The sequence below is a fragment of the Pedobacter sp. Leaf216 genome, assembly GCF_001421515.1.
In the GTDB taxonomy this organism is placed as follows: Bacteria; Bacteroidota; Bacteroidia; order Sphingobacteriales; family Sphingobacteriaceae; genus Pedobacter.
Window position 1 is genome coordinate 147017 of the sequence record NZ_LMKM01000012.1, and the last position, 21184, is coordinate 168200.

Annotated in this window: 11 protein-coding genes; 1 reads left to right on the plus strand and 10 read right to left on the minus strand. The window is 38.5% G+C overall.

Features of this window, described 5'->3' with window-relative positions; translation table 11 throughout:
- The first annotated feature begins 144 nt into the window (after window positions 1-144).
- Window positions 145-3186 carry a DUF2723 domain-containing protein gene (locus ASE74_RS10450; RefSeq protein WP_055908248.1) on the plus strand — a complete coding sequence of 1014 codons (3042 nt, stop codon included), beginning with the start codon at window positions 145-147 and terminating at the stop codon, window positions 3184-3186.
- Between the two features lie 382 nt (window positions 3187-3568).
- On the opposite strand, the gene ASE74_RS10455 is transcribed toward ASE74_RS10450, so the two are convergent.
- From ASE74_RS10455 to ASE74_RS10500, 10 genes are all read right to left on the minus strand, one after another.
- Entirely contained in the window at window positions 3569-4531 is a 963-nt protein-coding gene (locus tag ASE74_RS10455; protein WP_055908250.1) for an acetyl-CoA carboxylase carboxyltransferase subunit alpha, read from the minus strand.
- 565 nt (window positions 4532-5096) lie between these two features.
- Complete coding sequence (locus ASE74_RS10460) at window positions 5097-6653, minus strand: S10 family peptidase (RefSeq protein WP_055908253.1); 1557 nt, start codon at window positions 6651-6653, stop codon at window positions 5097-5099.
- A gap of 227 nt (window positions 6654-6880) precedes the next feature.
- Window positions 6881-7285, minus strand: coding sequence for a helix-turn-helix transcriptional regulator (locus ASE74_RS10465; protein WP_055908256.1), 405 nt, complete (start codon window positions 7283-7285; stop codon window positions 6881-6883).
- Window positions 7286-7685: 400 nt separating this feature from the next.
- Window positions 7686-10025, minus strand: coding sequence for a family 20 glycosylhydrolase (locus ASE74_RS10470; protein WP_055908259.1), 2340 nt, complete (start codon window positions 10023-10025; stop codon window positions 7686-7688).
- Window positions 10026-10272: 247 nt separating this feature from the next.
- The gene (locus ASE74_RS10475) at window positions 10273-11853 is read right to left on the minus strand and encodes a SusD/RagB family nutrient-binding outer membrane lipoprotein (RefSeq protein ID WP_055909457.1); all 1581 of its coding nucleotides are present in this window, start codon (window positions 11851-11853) and stop codon (window positions 10273-10275) included.
- Between the two features lie 19 nt (window positions 11854-11872).
- The gene (locus ASE74_RS10480) at window positions 11873-15175 is read right to left on the minus strand and encodes a SusC/RagA family TonB-linked outer membrane protein (RefSeq protein WP_235526054.1); all 3303 of its coding nucleotides are present in this window, start codon (window positions 15173-15175) and stop codon (window positions 11873-11875) included.
- A gap of 186 nt (window positions 15176-15361) precedes the next feature.
- Entirely contained in the window at window positions 15362-16429 is a 1068-nt protein-coding gene (locus ASE74_RS10485) for a FecR family protein (RefSeq protein ID WP_055908262.1), read from the minus strand.
- Between the two features lie 345 nt (window positions 16430-16774).
- Entirely contained in the window at window positions 16775-17329 is a 555-nt protein-coding gene (locus ASE74_RS10490) for an RNA polymerase sigma factor (protein WP_055908266.1), read from the minus strand.
- Between the two features lie 113 nt (window positions 17330-17442).
- Entirely contained in the window at window positions 17443-19332 is a 1890-nt protein-coding gene (locus ASE74_RS10495; RefSeq protein WP_055908270.1) for an alpha-amylase family glycosyl hydrolase, read from the minus strand.
- Between the two features lie 460 nt (window positions 19333-19792).
- Entirely contained in the window at window positions 19793-21169 is a 1377-nt protein-coding gene (locus tag ASE74_RS10500) for an MFS transporter (RefSeq protein WP_055908274.1), read from the minus strand.
- Window positions 21170-21184 lie beyond the last annotated feature (15 nt).

Consider the following 21184-nt stretch of genomic DNA (forward strand, 5'->3'; position numbering starts at 1 on the left):
AGATTAAAATCCTTTAAGATAATAGACTTAAGCCGTTAAAAATTGTTAAATCAATCCAAAAATTTACCTGTTTTATCGACTAGAATAGTTAATTTCGGCAGCATTTTTATGTGAAAACAATTTTTAATATCATTAAACAAACCAATGAATTATTCAAAAGTTAATAATATAGTAGGCTGGATCTGCTTTTTAATTGCTACACTAACTTACGTTTTAACCTTAGAACCATCTGCAAGCTTTTGGGATTGCGGTGAATTTATCGCATCAGCATTTAGAATGCAGGTTGTTCACCAACCGGGTGCGCCTTTATTCTTAATGATCCAACGTTTCTTCTCCATTTTTGCTACAGGCGATTTAACTAAAATTGCTTACTGGATGAACGTAGGTTCGGCTGTTTCAAGCGGGGCAACTATCTTATTCTTATTTTGGACAATTACCGCACTGGCTAAAAAAACAGTGCTAAAAGCTGGCGAAGAGCTTACAACAGGCAAACTGATCAGCATTATGGGTGCAGGAGCCGTTGGTGCACTGGCTTATACTTTTTCTGATAGTTTTTGGTTTTCTGCTGTAGAATCAGAAGTTTACGCGCAATCGTCGCTATTTACTGCGATTGTATTCTGGGCTATCCTTAAATGGGAAGCACATGCCGATGAGCCAAGGGCTGATAGGTGGTTATTGTTTATTGCATACATCATGGGTTTATCTATCGGTATTCACTTGTTAAACTTATTAACCATCCCAGCGCTAGCTTTTATTTATTACTTTAAAAGAACGGATAAGGCAACAACATCAGGAATTATCAAAACCCTTATTGTCGGTATCTTAATCCTTGCGGTAATCCAGTATGGTATTATCCAGTACCTGGTTTCATTCGGTGCATATTTCGATCTGTTTTTTGTAAATACATTGGGAATGGGCTTCGGAACAGGTGTTTTATTCTTTGCCGTTTTATTAATCGGTGCGTTGGTTTGGGGTATCCGTTATTCTATTCAGCACCAAAAGAAATTGTTAAACTTAGGTTTAATTTCTACCGTTTTAATCATTTTCGGCTATGCTTCTTTCTCGATGATCATCATCAGGGCCAAAGCAGACCCGAATTTAAATAACAGTGCACCAAAAGATGCTTTCTCTTTCTTAAGTTACTTAAACCGTGAACAATACGGCGATAGGCCGTTGGGTTACGGACCTAATTATAACTCTGAAAGAACAGGTGTTACTGAAGGAAAAACAATCTGGAGAAAAGGCAAAGACAAATATGAAGTAGCAGGTAAAAAAACCGACTATGAGTATAGCAACAACACTTTATTGCCACGTATGTATAGTGATGATCCTAAACATGCTGCTTTTTACAAAGAGTGGATGCATTTGGATGATTCTAAAAATCCTAATCTGGTTGATAACGTTGGCTTTTTAGCCAGTTACCAAATTGGTTATATGTATATGCGTTACTTTTTCTGGAATTTTGTTGGCCGCCAGAACGATGAACAAGGTCAGGGAAGTGGTTTTGAAGGCGAATGGATTAGCGGTATCAAACCAATTGATGCCATGCTGAGAGGCGATCAAAGCCATTTACCGCCATCAACAGTTGATAATAAAGCGTATAACCGTTTCTTCTTTTTACCTCTAATTTTAGGTATAATTGGCGCACTTTGGCATTTTAAACGCAACCAAAAAGATGCTGGTGTTGTGGGTTTATTATTCTTTTTTACCGGTATTGCAATTGTATTGTATCTAAATCAAAAACCTTTAGAGCCACGCGAAAGAGATTACGCCTATGTAGGGTCGTTTTATGCCTTTGCCATATGGATAGGGCTCGGGGCGCTCGCCATTAAAGAATGGGTATTTAAAAAAGTAAGTCCTACCGCTGGTGCTATTGGGGCAACTGTAATTGGTTTATTGGCTGCTCCGGTAATTATGGCTGAGCAGGGATGGGATGATCACGATCGTTCTACCAAATTGGTTCCTCACGATATTGCTTTGGATTACCTTCAATCCTGCGCACCAAATGCCATCTTATTTACCTATGGTGATAATGATACCTACCCGCTTTGGTATATTCAGGAGGTTGAAAATGTTCGTCCGGATGTGCGTATTGTAAACTTAAGTTTATTCGATACGGATTGGTATATTAATGGTTTAAGGCAAAAACAAAATGAATCGGCACCATTGCCAATCTCGATGAAACCTGAGCAATATGTGCAGGGTGAAAGAGATGTAATGCCATACGATGATTACAAAATTGCCGGTAGCGTTGAGCTTAAAAACGTTGTAGATTTATTATTATCGAATGATGAAAGCGATAAAGTACCAATGCAGGATGGAACAAAATCTAATTTCTTACCAACAAAAAACCTAAAAATTACAATCGATCCTAAACAGGTGGTGAGTACCGGTACTGTGCCTGCCGCTGATGCCGCGAAAATTGCCTCAGAAATGGACTGGAAATTTAACAAAGGTTATGTTACCAAAGGAACTTTAGCCATGTTTGATATTCTTGCGCACAACAATTGGAAGCGTCCTATTTATTTTGCTTCTACAGTACCTTCTGAGCAATATAACGGACTAGATAAGTATTTATACAGCGAAGGTTTAGCTTTGCGTTTATTGCCACTTAAGGCTGATACAACAGCATCTGAAGACAGACCTGAGCAGTTAAACACACCTGTTCTATATAACAACGTGATGAACAAATTTAAGTGGGGAAATATGAAAACCGCTAAATATTTGGATCCACAATCATCTGATGATACATTTATCTTCACCAACATCTTCAGCAGCCTAACAGGAAGCTTAATTAAAGATGGTAAAATTGATGAGGCTAAAAAAGTAATTGATAAATATTACGCTGTAATGCCTGATAAATTTTTCGGCATACGCACCGTGGTTGTAAAGTTCTACATGGCCGAAAACTTATACAAGCTTGGCGAAACAGCAAGAGCAAACGATATTTTAGATAAATCTGGCGATTACATCAACAAGGAACTAAACTACCTTGCAGATATTTCACAATCGAAAGGTTTAACGGGATCGCAGAATATTCAAACTGGTTTATATTATCTGGATAGAATGATTAAAACCAGTAAAGCTGCTGGCCAGGATAAATTGAGTGATAAATTACAGAAAACATTCAATAGCCTGGAAAGCCGTTTGTCAATGTTCTTCCCTCAGCAAGGTCCGCAGCAATAAGCGGATGCTTAAAACGGTTTACGAAGCAGCTACATTAATTTGTAGCTGCTTTTTTGTTTATTAGCTAATACAAAAGGGGTATTCGGTATTGTAACATCCTTCACCCTGAATTTATTTCAGGGTCTTTTTTCTATAGCATGATAGATGTTGAAACAAATTCAGCAGGACGAATCTCCATTGAGCATTGCCAAATAGGAAATAAATATCGTAACATACATCACCCTGAATTTATCTCAGGGTCTTTTATCTATAGCATGATAGATGCTGAAATAAATTCAGCAGGACGAATCTCCATATATCTTGTGTCTATCTTCACTGTTTAAAATAAAAAATCCTGTTCAGCATTGCCAAACAGGATTCAGATTATTTTATTATGTTATAATTATTCGTTAACTACTCCCATTGCACAGAATTTCTCAATTCGTTGTTCAATAAGTTTATCAGTTTTTAATTTGCCTAATGCAGCTAAATCTTTAATGATGTAATCTTTCAAAGTTTTTCCCATTAACTCCGGATCCTGGTGTGCACCACCAAGCGGCTCAGGAATTATTCCATCAATAAGCTTGTTGCCAAACATATCATCGGATGTCAGTTTTAAACATTCGGCAGCTTTTTCTTTAAAATCCCAGCTTCTCCACAAAATAGATGAGCAGGATTCAGGTGAAATTACCGAATACCAGGTATGCTCCAACATATACACTTTATCGCCAATACCAATACCTAAAGCACCTCCCGATGCACCTTCACCAACAACAACACAGATAATCGGCACCCGAAGAATAGACATTTCCAACAAATTTCTGGCAATTGCTTCACCCTGCCCGCGTTCCTCTGCCTCCAAACCAGGGTAAGCCCCCATGGTATCGATAAAAGAAATTACAGGTTTGTTAAATTTTTCGGCCAAGCGCATTAAACGTAAAGCTTTCCGGTAACCCTCAGGATTGGCCATACCGAAATTACGGAACTGACGCTCTTTAGTGTTTTTACCTTTCTGGTGACCGATAACCATTACGGTTTGACCATTTATAGTAGCAAAACCACCAATAATAGCCTTATCATCTTTAACCGTTCTATCGCCGTGCATTTCAATAAAATCATCGCAGATCATACTGATGTAATCGAGCGTTTGCGGACGATCAGGGTGGCGGCTCATTTGAACCTTGTTCCAACCGGTTAAATTTTTATATAAGTTGTTGGTAGTTTCATCTAATTTACCATCAAGCTCGTCTAAAGTGGCAGACATATCTACCTTGGTTTTATCGGCAACTTGCTTAACCTTTTCTATCTGCTGAACTAAATCGGCAATAGGTTTTTCAAAATCGAATGATGTTTTTATTTGCTGCATAATTGAACCACAAAAATAAGTAATTATTTTTAGTTTGAAGCGAACAGTTTTTTGTTTGCGTTTTTGGAGCGGAAAAATCGCTTAAAAAAGCTGGAAACTTTAATAGCAAGTAATAAAGCTAAAAGAGTTGACAACTTTAATGGCAGGGTGCATAAGAAAGTTATCAACTCTAAAAAATAAAGCTAAAAGAGTTGACAACTTTAATGGCAGGGTGCATAAGAAAGTTGTCAACTCTAAATCTCTAATTTAAAATTTATCGACGCTGTATTATCAGTTTTATAATTTGAAAAGCAATTGCAGTAATTCTTTTTTTAAAGCAGTCCTGCCATTTACTTTAGCCCAGATGAAAAATCTGGGGCTGTCGCGGCTGTCAGGTTTAGCTAACACGGGCTGTACTACTATGAGGGGTTTCCGTAACACCGCCTTAAACTAGCTAGTCATGATGAAAAGAGTTGACAACTTTAATAGCAAGGTGCATAAGAAAGTTGTCAACTCTAAAAAAATAAAGCTAAAAGAGTTGACAACTTTAATAGCAGGGTGCATAAGAAAGTTGTCAACTCTAATTTTAAAACTTAGCCGCCTCTCCTGCCTTTGGCAATGCTTTTTTGATAAACTCCCTGATATGGTTATTAGCGGTTTTAAGGTCATCTTTGCGCAGGTACATCATGTGCCCACTGCGGTAACCTTCCCAACTCATGCGATCTTGCAGTTTACCGGCGGCATCCAATTGCCACATGCTGTATTTAGCGTTAAAATAATCGCAGGCACCATCATAATAACCCGATTGCACCAACAAATGAAGATATGGATTTTGCGCCATCGCCTGGCGGAGGTTATCACCCGTTTGGTCGCCGGTTTTATCCCAAGGGTAAACCGAACCGAACATATTGTATTTTAAATCGGTTTTATAATTAAGTTCATTGCGGATGTACATGTTAATGGCTGGCGTAAAAGAGTGCAGCCATGAGGTTAATTCGGCATTATAATCAGGTCCTTCACCAGCACTCATTTTATCGATACCACGATAGCGCGAATCCAATCTGCCAACGGTAAAACCTTTATCTCTCAACAATTCTTTCCAAAAGAAATCGGTGGGCACGTTTAGGTTATAATCTAAAATCACCTTTTCCGAAAGGCCCGAATAACGCGCCATTTTAGCTGCGATTGCTTTTTTCTTATCTGCACCAAGAATTCCGCCTTGCGAAATTGCCGGAATTAATTCGTTGATGGTGAAATTTTCTACTTCGGGTAACATTGCCGTTAAATCTTTGCTTTGTAAATCGGCTGCCAGAGCTTTATGGTACCATGCAGTAGCAGCAAAATACGGTAAACGTAAAGCTGCATCAACAGGGCCGCTCCGCTCTATACCAAGCTCGGTAGGCGATACCAATACCACGCCATTTAAATACATCCACTGGCTATTCTGTAACTCTAAGGCAAGCCCCGAAACGCGGGTGGTGCCATAACTTTCGCCTATTAAAAACTTGGGTGATGCCCAGCGGTTATTGCGGGTTACAAAAGTATTAATCCACTCGGCCAGGTATTTTATATCAGCACGTACACCAAAAAATTTATTTGTCGGAATATCTTTACTTACTGCCCTTGAGTAACCTGTATTAACGGGATCGATGTAAACAATATCGGCAACATCTAAAATAGAATAAGGGTTTTCTTTATACCCGTAAGGCTGAACAGGGTAACCTTCATCATCGATATTTAGCACCACCGGACCAGTATAGGCAATGTGCATCCAAACTGAAGCAGAGCCCGGCCCACCATTGAAAGAAATTACCAGCGGTCTTTTATCGCGGTTTTGCACATCGCTGCGTTCGTAATAGGTATAAAACAAGCCGGCAATGGGTTTTCCTTCTTCATCCCAAACCGGAAGCGTACCTGTAGTGGCTTTATAGGGAACAGCTTTTCCATCGATGTTTACCGAATGGTTGGTAACCACAGCACTTTCTACTTTAATGGTTCTTTCGTTTGTTAGCGATTTTGGTTCGTCTTTTACGGTAACCTGTGTGGTGGTTACGGTTTCTTTTGACTGATTTTTTCTTGGTCCTTGTGCCTGCACATAAATGGCTGCACACAGTAATGTGGTGAGTAAAAATTTAAATTTCATCGAAAGTTTGGTTTGGTTGTTAAATATCAAACTAATGCAGCGTTAATCAAAAATCGCATTGGAAATGTTACCATAAAAGCGCCAAGCATATTTATTACTGCTGCTTTATGCCTTTAATTCCTCAATCATTGATTTTGCCGCAGCCTGCTCAAATTCTAAAGTTTTAATTTTGAGAGAAATTTTTGCCTGCTTATCAAGGCCGCATTTAGCTGTTTCTTCCAAACAGTCTATTTCCAAATTTCTAGATATGCCAATAATGGTAGGTTTTCAGGCATTTTTAATTTTAAATGAACCAAAACAGACCATAAATTCTTTGTTTTAAGATTAGTATCCTGCAATAACTGTAGCTTTCTTTTTAGCTTTAAAGATGCATAAGCAGCCCGATCAATCTGCTTATTTAATTTGGTTATAATCGCGCTTTTTGCATGGTCAGTTTTTGTATTGATTTCACTATGGATTATTTCAGGTACATTGTTGTTTAAAAATATCTCTATTTCTGAAAGCAGTAGCAGATTTTTTGTGGCTATACTTCGTGAACCATTTTCATACATTGCTGCCGAACTTCTGTTTATTCCAAGTAGGCCACTCATTTGATCTTGTGTAAGGCCTAGCTTCTCTCTGATGTTTTTCATTTACTATTCCTGTTACGGTAACCTTGTGACAATTTTTTCTGTCACATAAAATTCTGTCACACTTTTTAAAAATTTATTTTGCACAGCTATCGGATAATTGCAAAGTAAGCTAGCAATAAAAAGCCGACATTACATTTAGTAACGCCGGCGCTGCAAAAAACTACTTCAAAGAAGTGGTAAAATTTTTGTAAAGAATTTAGTTACTAAAACAGATTGCCACTTGATAAACAACAAAACTTAAATAAGCAACGTATAATTGAAGTTATTACTTTTACAAAAAGCTATTTGATCAATTACCGCACAAACGTTTGATTAATTTTGCATTCCGAAGCATAACGCATGTATAAGCAATACTTATATAATGATCACGTTGGCTTGTTATTGATTTTACAGCATCCGTTTATTTTAGTACCGAAATTTCTTCATCAGACAATACCTTATTCCAAATTTGCAGTTCATCTAACTTTCCTTTAAATCCACCGATAGTGTGCAAAGGAAAAAACAGTGTTTCAGATTTACGCATTTTTGTTTTGTCTTTATCTGTAAACTCGATCCAGTTATCGTACAATTTCTTTTGCAGCTTACCATTTACATAAAGGCTGGTACCCTTATTCGTACCTGTTATCACTACATGCGTCCAGTTATTTTCTGGCAAGCGATATCCAAAATCAATATTATAACCTTCTCTCGAAAAACCCAGATTACCCGTACCCGCCTGTTTTAGTTTTACCACGGCGTTAGGAGATTTAAACAGTATCGCATTATCTGCATTGTTACTAGCAGGGTTTACCCAAAATGAAACTGTGTAATTGTATCCAATTTCGGCATAAGGCAATTCGGCCAAACTATTTTCACCTGAAAATGCTAAGGCTTTTTTTAAATATCCTGGGGTGTATAGTGTATTTTGAAGTTTAACCTGATTATTCTTTTCATCAAAACTATAATGTGCTGTAAATGGTGCTTCCTTTTTGGATAACTTTCCACTAATATTTAGCGATGGTCCTTCTCCTATTTGTTTACTCAAAACGCTAAAATCATCGAATGTTAAAGGCGTATTGCTGCCACCCCACATTTTTTGCGCCAGTACCTGCATCGCCGGAAACACCCTATCGTGCACATCCTTTTCGGTAATGCCATTGCCTGCAATATCATTCCATACGGCGAAAGATCCTCCTAATATGGTAGGATCACCGGCAGGAAACTGAACATCACCGATCATAGAGGGAGTCCACTTACTGTAAAGGTTTTTTATATTCAGGTAATCGAAATAATAGCCCGCAGCGGGCACAATATAAAGCCATCCATCTGGCGTACTGATCTGTTTGTAGCCCAGTTTTTTCATCTCAACAGGATTTGCATATCCGTTGTACCAGGTATTCATCACTACATTTTCTATTTTAACAGGGGTAATGCCCTTGGCATGTGTTAATGCGCCCCAAAGCCTTACCTCTTTTCCAAAACCTTCAACATACCTGATCATATGATCGGTAAAAGCCCTAAAAACTTCTGCATCTTTTTTGGCGTATTCATCCGTGCCAATATGAACCGCTTTACCCATAAACACGGGGTTGCTTCCTGAAATGTATTCTTTAAACACATTTTCCATAAAAGTATAGGTTAATGGGTTATGGAGATCGAGGTGATCCATACCATATGCCTTACTACCAATTTCGGGAACCACTTTGGTAAAAGCCAGTGCATGGGCCGGGGCATCAATTTCAGGGATGATACGCACGGCATAATCATTTGCCAGCTGTTGCAAGGCGATAGATTCTTTTTTGGTATAAGAACCATCTTTTGCCGTTAAGCCAGGGTAGCTTGTATTTTCTAAACGGAAAGCAGAGTAGGTTTCAGACCAGTTATCGTTGAAATATTTTTTAAAACCGTTATCATTTAAATGAATCTGAAAATCGTTCAGTTTATAGTAAGACATAAATTTCACATAATCCCTCAAAAATTGGAGGCTAAAAAATTTACGGCCAACATCGAGTACAAAGCCGCGGACTTTAAACTCAGGGTAATCTCTGGCCAGGCCTTTTGGAATACTATTTTTCTGTTCCAGTAATTGCAACAAAGTTCTCGTTCCCCAAAATAATCCCTGGTATTTTTCGGCACTAATGGTTACATGCTCGTCAATATTAAAGTAATAACCCTCCTCTCCAATGCTTTTATCATTGGTATTTAAGGTTAAGAAAACGTCTCCTTTTTTAGGTTTTCCTTTTACAATCAACAGCATAAAACCCAGCTGATCTTTCAATTCCTGTTTTAAAATCCCGGCAGCATTTTTCAACGCTGATTCATCATTTGCATTTAAAACTATCCTGCTGGTTTTTGTGAGTATGAAATTACCTTTATCTCCATGCCATTCGCGTAAAGCCGGAATAACGAAGGGTTGTGGATTAACACCAGTGTCGGCATATTTTCCGGGAACAGTAATTTCTTTTGAAACATCGTACTTTATCGAATCAGTTGTTTGATTAATCAATTGAAAGTAGAGTTTCACTTTTGTTGCAACCAGTGGTGTGGTAATTTTGCCTGATGGATTTATAATGGGCTCGTGGTTGCTTCCTTTAAATACGAGGGAATATCCTCTCGGACTTTCAGGAAAGACGATTTTCTGGTCGCCTGCTTTTATTTCTTTTACATCAGCTACCGATTTTACAATTGTACTATCGGTTTGACCGAATAAAAACCCCGTGGTAATGATGATTAAACCAACGGTAATTAGCATATTTTTCATGTAGTGAATTGTATTTGGCGTTTAGTGGTAATTTCCCTTTGCTGAAGCCTTGACATTACAAACAGGCCCATTTAGTTTAAAGATATATTAAACTTTTTCCATATGCTTAAGCAAGTATTGCGCAAACGTTTGATGCCATGCTCATGCGAAGTATTAAATGCATTGAAACGCCATTCAAATACCCAAAAATAAAAAAGCCGACACTGCGCAATGCAATGTCGGCCAGTATAAAAACCGTGAAGCCTTGTTATTTATCCCACCAAACTTTTCCTACCAACTTATCGCCACCAGGTACGGCGGCTGATGCAGCTTTATAATTTACTGCATTGGTAACGCCTTCAAAAAGCGGATAAGGAAAACGGCGTGGAATTGTTCCATTGGTTGCGTTACCACTATAAATTACTGGAGTTAAAACAGGCATGCCTGTTCTCCGCCAGTTAGACCATGTTTCGTAAAAATCTAACATGGTAATGGTATGTGCCCAATATTGGGTAGCAATCATATCCAAACCATTTGCCGGTACATAAGGATGTGCCACCAGATATGCAGCAGCATCAGTAGCATTAACAGTCATTGATGGGTCGTACTGCGATAAATACGTCATTGCCGAAGTTACGCCTGCATTGTAATGTGTAGCTGCGCTACCACCAATATTGTAACGCTGTGCAGCCTCTGCCCAAAGCAGCTCTGTTTCTGCATAAGTTAAAATAAAGGTATTACCATCCTTTTTCAACATACCGGGATTGGGTGAGGAATAATCGGTAAAATCTGTATAAGAAGGATCCTGACGTACATCCCTGGCTGCAATACCGCTTAAATCTTTACCGTTTGGCATGCCCTTTTGTACTGCAGCAGTTGTAATGAAAGCAGGATTTTGATCCTTAGTTCCATCGGTTAGATATAGCTTGGTTACAGCAACCTTACCTAGACGCGGGTCGTTATTGGTTTTTAAATAATTGATAAAGGTGCTGCTCCAGCGGGTATAAAAATTCTCTTGACCACCATCTCCCAAAAGCACCTGCGAATTTCTGTTTTTAGTTACACGGTCACCATTGGCATCATGTTTAAAAAATGCATTATCAGCGTCGCTGGTCATGGTTTTGCCTACCGCTTTGTTAATATAGTTTTGTGCCAATGTTGCATCGGCTTTGGTTAGCCTCATGGCCATACGCAACATCAAACTATTGCCAAAGCGTTTCCATTTGGCAATGTCACCAGCGAAAATAAGGTCGCCTGTAACTTTATCACCGCTTGCATTTAATGCTATGCTGGCTTCATCAACCTCTTTTAACAGATCGGCATATATAGCCTGTTGTGCGTCATATTTAGGATACAAATTTGCGGTGTAATAACCTCTACCTGCATCAAAATAAGGTATATCGCCATATAAATCGGTTAATCTTTCAAAAATGAGTGCTTTCCAGATTCTACCCATTTGGTAAACGTTGTTATATTGAGGCTTTCCTTTGGTAAATTCAACCAGATCGGCAGCATATTTAACCTGATCGGGATAAGCTTTTTCCCAATAAGCCGCGGTGTAACCTTCGTTAAGCAAGTATTTATCTCCTGCCCAATAACTAATAACAGACGACATGCCCTGCATCATCGTAGAAGCATAAATTAAGTTGCCCCTCCAGGTTTCGTAAGCAAAATCGATGCTTCCTGTATAATTTAACTGAGCCGTAGATAATAGGAAGTTTGGATTATATTGCTCCTGACTGATAGCTGTTGGATCTGTATTAATTTTTTCAAAGTCTTTTGTACAACCAGTTATCATGGCTAATCCAGATAATAAAAGTGGTACGTATAATTTTATGATCGTTTTCATTTCAATTTTTTTTAAAGGATTATAACTTAACACTTAAATTTAAACCGTAGGTACGTACTGGTGGCACACCACCTAACTCCATACCAGGAATGGTTGCATTATAGCTCGATTCGGGATCAATGTTGTCTGTTTTCTTCATCAGAATGAATAAGTTACGACCAACAAAGCTTACGTTTAAACCTTTAATTTTATTATTGAACATTTTTGCAGGAAAATTATAGCCTAAAATCACCTGTCTGAACTTTATAAAGCTCGCATCCTGCACAAACTGTTTTGATACGTTATTAGCAAAATTGGTGTAATAAGTTGCCGCATTTGGTTTGGTAGGGTCAGCAGCAGCGGCAGCATCCAATGCATCACGGTTTTCGAGTGTTGACTGATGCAAACCAAACACATAACCATAATAATCAGTAGCTGAGAAAATTTTGCCACCCCATTTACCGTCGATTAAGAATGAAAGATTAATTCCTTTGTAAGTAAATTCGTTATTCCATCCGGCAGTCCATTTATTGTATGCCGAACCATAAGGTTTCAATTCTCCTCTTTCCGGAATCCCGTCGGCACCTTTAACAATATTGCCATTTGCATCATACTTATAATCGTAAGCCATAACCTGCGCAATAGCCAATCCTTCTAAATTTTGCAAAAAGCCTACATTACTTCTTGAGGTTGCTAATGGTTGCGAGGCGGTACCAGGTGCAAGGGTTAATACTTTATTATCATTGTATGAACCGTTTATGCTTGATGTCCAGTTAAAATCCTTATTCTTTAAAACAACTCCAGATACCAAGCCTTCTATCCCTTTGTTTTGCAAACGGCCAATATTTAAAATGGCAGCGTTATAACCTGTTGTGGTAGAAGCAGGAACAGCCAGGATTTCATCTTTCGATTTTTTATTGTACCAGGTTAAATCGAAGCTCAAACGATCGCCAAAGAACTTCATCTCCGTACCAATCTCTAATTCTGTAGCACTTGACGCTTTTAACGTAGCATTTGGAATTGCTGGATTAACAATATTACCCAATGAGCTTCCATTAACGGTTTCGCTACGTAAATTATAGTATAGTTGGGTTTGGAACGGATCTGTAGCCTGTCCAACCATTGCATAACCTGCCCTAAGTTTACCAAAACTTAAAAAAGATGGTTTCCATAACTCTGAGAAAACAAATGAACCGCTTACAGAGGGATAGATGCTATTGAGTTTATTATCTTTCCCTGGGGTTGCCAGTGTAGAAAACCAGTCATTGCGTAAACTTCCTGTTAAATATAAAATATCCTTATAGGCTAATTCCAAAGTACCATATACCGATTGAGTTTCTTGATCTGTTTGATAAATACCAACAGCTTTACCGCCGGTATTGGCTAAATTATACACGCCAAAAATCTGGAACGAACCACCTGTATTTGTGGTTCCGGCCCCTTTGGTACGACGATAACTGGCACCAAAATTCGGTGTGATTGAAAAATCATCAATTTTAAAAGATTTACCAATTAATGCATCAACGTTAAGGTCAGAAAATTTACTGATCTGCTCTGTATACCCCCCATCAGCATCGTAAGCTGTACCTGAAGGAGTAATACCTAAATAATTATCGTTGTACGAGTCTCTACCCGCACGTAATTGTAAAAACAGTCCGTTATCGAAAGTATATTTTGCGTTGATAGAACTCAATAAACGCTCTCTTTTGGTATTGTGGATAAAATTGTAAGCGGCAAACCAAGGGTTAGTAGCATAGGTATTGCCAGTGTTATACGAAAGCTCAGATCCATCGGGTTTTGTACCCGGCTTAAGTGTTTCAATATTTACGCTGGTTGGTAAAAACGCTGCGTTGTAATTGGCATTACCTGCACCATCTGAAACCATAGGGCGGTTATTTGCTTGTTCTAAAATGTAGTTGAAGCGTGCATCAATTACCAAATTTTTAATGGGATCGAAAGTACCTGATAGGGTAAAGTTTTGTCTGTTTAAGCCAGAGTTTGGCACAACAGAACGGTTAGTTAAATCACTTGCCGATAGGCGCATTACGCCACCGGTAAATGATTTGTTTAATGCCAGGGTATTGGTAAAGGTTCCCCCTGTTCTATAAAAATCCTCAATATTATTTTCCTGGGCCGAATAAGGTCTGCTCACCCCATCAAACTGAACTACGTTTGATCCATCTAATTTTGCTCCCCAGCTCGAACCGCCTACCTGGGCGGCTGCGGTTGCATCAGCAGGTTTTACCCCATTGGCACCCTGGCCGTAAACATATTGCCAATTGGTTCTATCCATTACCTGTTCGGCTACATAGTTACTGCTAAATTCGATGCTGTTCCCTTTTCCACTTTTGGTGGTTATTAAAATTACCCCAGCTTTTGCTCTGTTGCCATATAAAGCTGAAGCGGCAGCACCTTTTAAAACGGAAATGCTTTCAATATCATCGGGATTTAAATTGCTAATCGCATCGCCCAGATCGGGAGCGTTATCGTATTGACCGCCGTTGTTTCCAATACCTATTGTACTTCCAAAACCAACAGGGGCACTTTCCATCGGAATACCATTTACCACATATAGTGGTTGTTTTGATGGGCCCATGCTCGATACCCCACGAATGGTAACGTTGGTTGCTGCACCGGCACCGCCTGATGTGCCTGCAATATCCAAACCTGCTACCTTACCCACCAATGAGTTGGTAACGTTATTTTCGCGTGCCTGTGTTAAGGTTTCGCCACCAATTTGCGTAACTGAATAACCTAAAGCTCTTCTTTCTTTTTTGATGCCCAAAGCCGTAACCACTACATCGGTAAGCTGTTTGGTATCTTCTGAAAGCACTATATCGATACTGGTTTGAGCACCGATTGAAATTTCCTTTGTTTGAAAACCTGCAAATGAAACCACCAAAACCGCATTTTCTGGCGCATTTAAAGAAAATTTACCATTTACATCTGTTGAGGTACCAATACCTGTTCCTTTTACCCGAACAGTTGCTCCGGGTAGTGCACCTCCAAGTGCATCTTTAACCGTTCCGCCGATTGGTACTTCCTTATTTTTGCTAATTACAATTAAGCCACCTTCAGAGACAGAATATTTCAGGTTCGTTCTGTTTAAAATGGCTGCCAACACATCAGTAACCAAAGTATTGGTAACAGTAATACTTACATCCTTATTAACAGGAACATAAGAAGAACTGTAAACAAAATGGTAACTGCTTTGCTGTTCAATAATCTGTAATACCCTGGCCAGTTTTGTTTTCTTAACATCTAAAGAAATTTTTTCCTGAGAAAAAACCGATGCCGAAACATTAAGACAGGTAATGAAAACCATAATACAGGTTAGTTTCATTAGCATAATGAATTTTAAGAGCGCTTTATATTTTGGGCGCCCTTGCAGTAAGTAATAATAAATCATATTTTTGTTTTTTTGGTTGCATAAGTTCTTGGCAGCAATCTGTTTGCGCATAAACTGCCATTAATTAATCAAAAGAGAAATATTTAAGGGCGGTGCTCCAACACCGTCCTTTTTTTCTTCCTATTTTGAGATGATTACCTGTTTTCCCTTTATCTCATATTTAAAATTATTTTCAGTTGCTTTTAAGGCATTCAAAACCTGTTCAATAGTCTCATTTGTAATGGTTGCCGTAAAACGGTATTTTTCTATGGCGGGGTCTGTAAATTTGATTTCTACATTATACCATTTCTCTAAAACATTCTTAATTTCATCAAAATCCTGGTCGTAAATCTCAATCCGGTTTTGCGTCCACGCGGTTTCTACAATCGTGCTATCCTTAATTTTAGTGTAATGATTAATGGTAATTTCGGGCTGGGGAGCAGTTGGCTTTACCAGTTTGCTTTTTAATTGAGGAGCAACATTTTTATAAAAAGTAACTTTCTGACTTGGTTTAAGGGTAATGGTACCTCCATTTCCATTTACAGCTTCCATTGTAATTAACCCACGGATTAAGGTTGCCTCTGAAGTAATTTCATCAGGATAGGCTTTTACATTAAAAGCCGTGCCCAGCACATTGATATTAAAATCAGTAGTATGCACTTTAAACGGCTTATTTTTATTGTGTGCAACATCGAAAAAAGCCTCTCCGGTTAAGGTTACTTCCCTGGTTTGATCGTTAAAACCTTTGTTAACGGATAAAGAACTTTTCGCATTCAATAACACAGCGGTACCATCCTGAAGCCTGATTTTTTTGCGCTCGCCGTTTTTTGTAGTGAACGTATTCATCACCTGCGCAGCGTTTTTAACACTATTGTAATGATTATAGTTGTTATAAATAAGTACCGAACCAATAATGAAAATGATTGCCGCAGCAATTTTAAGCCATAAATAACGGTTAATCTTTACAACCTTTCCTACCGGGAATACACTTTCTTTAAATGTTTCTACTTGTTTGTTTAACGGACGTTTGTTACCGCTCAATATCACATACAGTTTTTTCGCCTCTGCAATTACCTCCGCCTGTTCTTGATGGGCATTAATATACTTCTCCCAATATCCAATGCAAAGCTTATCTGTTCCAGCGCAATATTGCTGGAAAGTGCTGTCGACTAAAAAGTCTTCTGCATTAAATTTACTTCTATCAACCATTATTGTTTGCCTTTTATATAGCAGTGCCTAAAAGCTTTACTTTTTCCTAAGGAAATTTTAACTTTTTTTTAACATTACCGAATATATGCATTGAATAGCGACAGAAGAAGGAAATTTAATTTGTAAAATCAAATTTAGACGGGTAAAAAAGAATTTTAACGGATAAAAGATCTGGTGATTTTTTCAATATAGGTTATGCCGTGATTTTTTTGGGCGTTTTAACACGCTATCCGCTGTATCTTTTGGTTATCCCTTCGCTTATTAAGCTTCAGGTATACCAAAAGGATGCCGCTGCTATCGTTAACGCAATTCAAGACCTTTTTTACTAAGCCTAGAAAAAATGATTTACGCGTTAAATTCCTTTCTCAGGATTTTAAGTGCATCGTAAATGGTATTGTAAGCAGTTTTAATGGTTTGATTGCTTTGTTCGGCAATTTGTTCGTAAGTTAATCCATCAAAAAATTTCAGATGGATGAGTTGTTTCTGCCTAAATGTCAACTTTTCCAACGCATTTTTGAGCTGATGTTTTACCAGCTCATCACTTTGTACTTTAACAATAAATTCTTCGTAACTCATTTCCATCCAATCGCCATCGGCTCCGGCATTAAAAAGGGCATCGTTAATTTTGCGTTTTCGTTCGAGAATTCTTAGTAATTTCCTCTTAAGGAAAGTACGCAGGTAAGCTTCAACATTATCAACGCGGGTTAAACTTTCATGTTTTTCCCATATAGTGGTAAAAACTAGGTCGGTAGCTTCGCTGGCCGTATCGGCATCGGCACAAACCCTGATTCCGAAATTTACCAATGGATAATAAAGCGCAGCATAGAGATCAAAAAACGCATCTTTATCACCAGTTCGTAATCGTTCCCATAATAAGTGATGCGCTAATTTGTTGTCCATTAATTTGTTAGTTGTTATCGCAATATTAACTAAAAACAACAAGATTATTACGTCCGGATTTTGATCAAAGTGAAAAAACTAAAACTCCACTATCCAAAACTTATCAGTTTATTTTACTTTAAAGCCGTTTTACTAAAAATATGGTATTCTCCTGGTGCCAATGTTTGTGTGTAAATGTTGCTGGCCAGGTTAATATTGCTCCCGAAAGCATCTGTCCAATTGCCTGCTGTACCAAAATCAATATTGGCTGTTTGGTTCACCACATCAAAGTTTCCAACCACTACAACGGTATTGTTTCCTTCAATTAACTTAATATATTTAATTCCGCCCGCTAAACTATACGTAGAATTTGCTGAATTAAAAATGCTGTTGTTTTTCTTTAGCCTGATCAATTTGGCATAAGCATCGTACAAAGCCTTACGGTTTGGATCGCTGTAATAATCCCACTTAATTGGTTTTTCACCTGTCCTGTTGTTATAATCAATGCTAATATCGTAACCCAATTCTCCAAACTGCCACACCATTTTTGGCCCCGGAATACTAAATAAAAATGCTGCGGCCAATTCTTCTCTTTTTAATGCTATTGCCAAATTCCCTTTAATTGTATAACTACCTGACCCGTTACCGTAACTGATGTTTTTAAAATTCAGCCTTTCTTCATCATGACTTTCGCCATAGGTAACCAGTCCATCCGATTTGGCAAAACCATGGTTACCATAAAAACCCCATTGAAAATTCGAGTTTCCCAGCCAGCCCATAGTGGCTTCGTTCATGTTTACATTTAGGTTGTTCCACAACATCATTCCATCATCAGCCAGCACCTTTTCTTCAGATTCTTCTGCAAAATGTTCTAAAATCACATAAAAATTATTGCCATCAACGCTTTTTATAAATGCATTATAATCTTTCCAAATGGCAATACGACTTGCGTCGAACAGCCTGAATTGTGCATCATCTGTTGATGTTTTCTGGGTAAATCCTTTAGAAAGATCGAAGCGGAAACCATCAATTTTATACTGCTGCATCCAAAACTTCATTACATCTTTGGAGAATTTTTTCGTTGCCTGGCTCTCATGGTTAAAATCGTAACCCACATTAAAAGGATGCTTGGCATCAACATTAAACCATGGGCTGGCAGTTGTTGGTTTTGAGCCATCGAAATACAATTGTACCATTGGCGATTGCCCAAATGAATGATTCAAAACCATATCCATAATTACGGCAATGCCACGGCCATGGCACTCATCAATAAAATTCTGCAAAGCCGTTTTGGTACCGTAATATTTATCGGGTGCAAAATAAAACGATGGATTATAACCCCAGCTTAAATTCCCTTCGAACTCATTTACGGGCATCAGTTCAATTGCATTTATACCCAAACCTACCAAATAATCGAGTTTGGTCAAGGTTGAAGCATAATTATGATCGGATGTAAAATCGCGGACGAGTAATTCGTAAATCACGAGGTTATCTTTTGCAGGGCGTGTAAAACTGGCATTTCTCCAGGTATAGTTTGGCTGATTGGCCTGCATTGTACTTACAATACCCGTGGTTTTACCCGTTGGATATGCTTTTAAATTTGGATAGGTTGCAGCAGTGATGTATTGATCGTTATCAGGATCGAGTACTTTTTCGCAATAAGGATCGGCAACTTTTAAATTCCCATCTACATAAAATTGATAAGCATATTCTGAATTCGGATTTAAATTATCGAGCTGAATCCACCAGTAATTTCCATCTGGTGTATTTTTCATCGGTGCAGCAGTTACCAACCAATTGTTAAATTCGCCAATCAATGAAACTGATTTTTTACCCGGGGCATAAAGTGTTACAATGGCTGATGTGCCATTATTGATAAATACTACTCCATCTTTTGCTCCAGAAGGTAAATCTGCCTTTTGATTGGTTGGCGTTAGCTCTATACCTCCGTCATTTGATGCTTTTTTACATCCGCTATTAAATACAGTTATCAATAAAAATAGATAAAGGATGTTTTTTTTCATTTGGTTAGGATTTTATTTTACTTCAATTCAGTGCACGAAATTGGTGGCCTGTGGGGACACAGGCCACGGAATAGCTTTCATTTTTATGCTCTGGTTCATGTATTCACGAACCTTAATTTATTTCCTTATGTAATCTCGAATAATGGCAGTGAATCCTATCGGGTTGTATGCCTACAAAATAAATGCTGTTAGTGGTCGGTGAGCACACATACCACGGGATCATTGATCATCTCCTCGGTCTGTGTCCTTGTGCCCTGATTCATGTCCCCGTGAACCAAACTTTATTTCCTTGTTTAATCTCAAATAATGGCAGTGAATCCTATCGGGTTGTATGCCTACAAATAAATGCTGTTAGTGGTCTGTGGGGACACAGACCACGGAATCTTTATACTGATCTTGCTCATCTCCCCGGTCTGTGTCCTCACAGACCGAATATAAATAATGGCAATTTATGCCCTATTTACATCGATCTATTTTCTTCTACTTCCAGTTTGGAAGTCAAAACTTCATCTGTTTTCTTTGGTTCACGAATAAATAAATAACAGATTATTGCCGCTAAAATCATCAATCCACCGCCTAGTTGTACCGCTAAAAGTCTATCATTATTCAGAACATTACGCATCAGCCAGCCAAAACCTAATGAGGCAATAATCTCTGGCAAAACAATAAAAAAGTTAAAAATCCCCATGTAGATCCCTATTTTATCTTTTGGTAACGATCCGCTTAACATGGCATAAGGCATAGAAAGGATACTGGCCCAGGCAATACCAACGCCTGTCATACATAAATACAACATATTTTTATCGTGCACCCAGGCTACACTGATTAAGCCAATGGCCCCGCAAATTAAACAGAGCGCGTGCGTGGTTTTTCTACCCAATGCATCGGCAATTTTTGGCAGCACCAATGCAAAAAGAAAAGTGATTACGCTATAATAGGCAAGTGTTAAGCTTCCAAAATCTGCACCTTGGGCATAAACCGGATCTGCGGCATCTTTCCCGCCAAAAACATTCACAGCAACAGCCGTGGTGTAATAAAACCACATTAAAAATAAGCCTGGCCAGGTAAAAAACTGCACCAAAGAAACAATCTGCATCCTTTTGGGCATATTTTTTAATGCACCAAAAATTTCGCGGGCACCACCACCAAAACCTTTGTTGCTTTCTTTAACTTTTTCTTTAAAATCCACTTCTTGTGGCGGGTATTCTTTAGTTGTAAAAACCGTCCATAATACAGCGGCTAAAAAGAAAAATGCGCCGATATAAAAAGAAAATTTAACATTTTCAGGAATATTGCCTTTTTCTGCTGTGTTGGTTAAATGAAAAACATTGTTCATAATCCATGGTAAAGCAGATGCCACACTCCCACCCAATCCAATCATCATGCTTTGCATAATAAAACCACGGTTAACCTGGCTATCAGGCAATTTATCGGTAACAAAAGCGCGGAAAGGTTCCATGGCAATGTTTCCAAAAACATCTAAAACCCAAAGCAGGCCGGCTGCCATCCACAATACGCTGCTATGTGGCATAAAAATTAAAGCGATACTGCTTACAATGGCACCAACCATAAAATATGGTCTTCTTCTGCCCCATTTTGGATGCCAGGTACGATCGCTCAGGTAACCAATAATCGGTTGTACCAATAAGCCTGTTAAAGGTGCTGCCAAAAACAATAACGGAACCTGATCGGGATTGGCCCCCAGGTTTTCGTAAATACGCCCCATGTTGGCACGCTGTAAATCCCAACCGAACTGGATGCCAAAAAAACCTACACTCATGTTAATGATTTGAACAAGTGTTAATTTTGGGTTTTCAAATATTGTTTTTAAGCTCATTTTGGTTTGTTTAAG

Bases quoted from the DNA above. Each gene is read 5' to 3' on its own strand.
- ASE74_RS10480 (WP_235526054.1), bottom strand. From the start codon at position 15,175: ATGAAACTAACCTGTATTATGGTTTTCATTACCTGTCTTAATGTTTCG.
- ASE74_RS10490 (WP_055908266.1), bottom strand. From the start codon at position 17,329: ATGGACAACAAATTAGCGCATCACTTATTATGGGAACGATTACGAACT.
- ASE74_RS10465 (WP_055908256.1), bottom strand. From the start codon at position 7,285: ATGAAAAACATCAGAGAGAAGCTAGGCCTTACACAAGATCAAATGAGT.
- ASE74_RS10500 (WP_055908274.1), bottom strand. From the start codon at position 21,169: ATGAGCTTAAAAACAATATTTGAAAACCCAAAATTAACACTTGTTCAA.
- ASE74_RS10450 (WP_055908248.1), top strand. From the start codon at position 145: ATGAATTATTCAAAAGTTAATAATATAGTAGGCTGGATCTGCTTTTTA.
- ASE74_RS10485 (WP_055908262.1), bottom strand. From the start codon at position 16,429: ATGGTTGATAGAAGTAAATTTAATGCAGAAGACTTTTTAGTCGACAGC.
- ASE74_RS10460 (WP_055908253.1), bottom strand. From the start codon at position 6,653: ATGAAATTTAAATTTTTACTCACCACATTACTGTGTGCAGCCATTTAT.
- ASE74_RS10495 (WP_055908270.1), bottom strand. From the start codon at position 19,332: ATGAAAAAAAACATCCTTTATCTATTTTTATTGATAACTGTATTTAAT.
- ASE74_RS10475 (WP_055909457.1), bottom strand. From the start codon at position 11,853: ATGAAAACGATCATAAAATTATACGTACCACTTTTATTATCTGGATTA.
- ASE74_RS10455 (WP_055908250.1), bottom strand. From the start codon at position 4,531: ATGCAGCAAATAAAAACATCATTCGATTTTGAAAAACCTATTGCCGAT.
- ASE74_RS10470 (WP_055908259.1), bottom strand. From the start codon at position 10,025: ATGAAAAATATGCTAATTACCGTTGGTTTAATCATCATTACCACGGGG.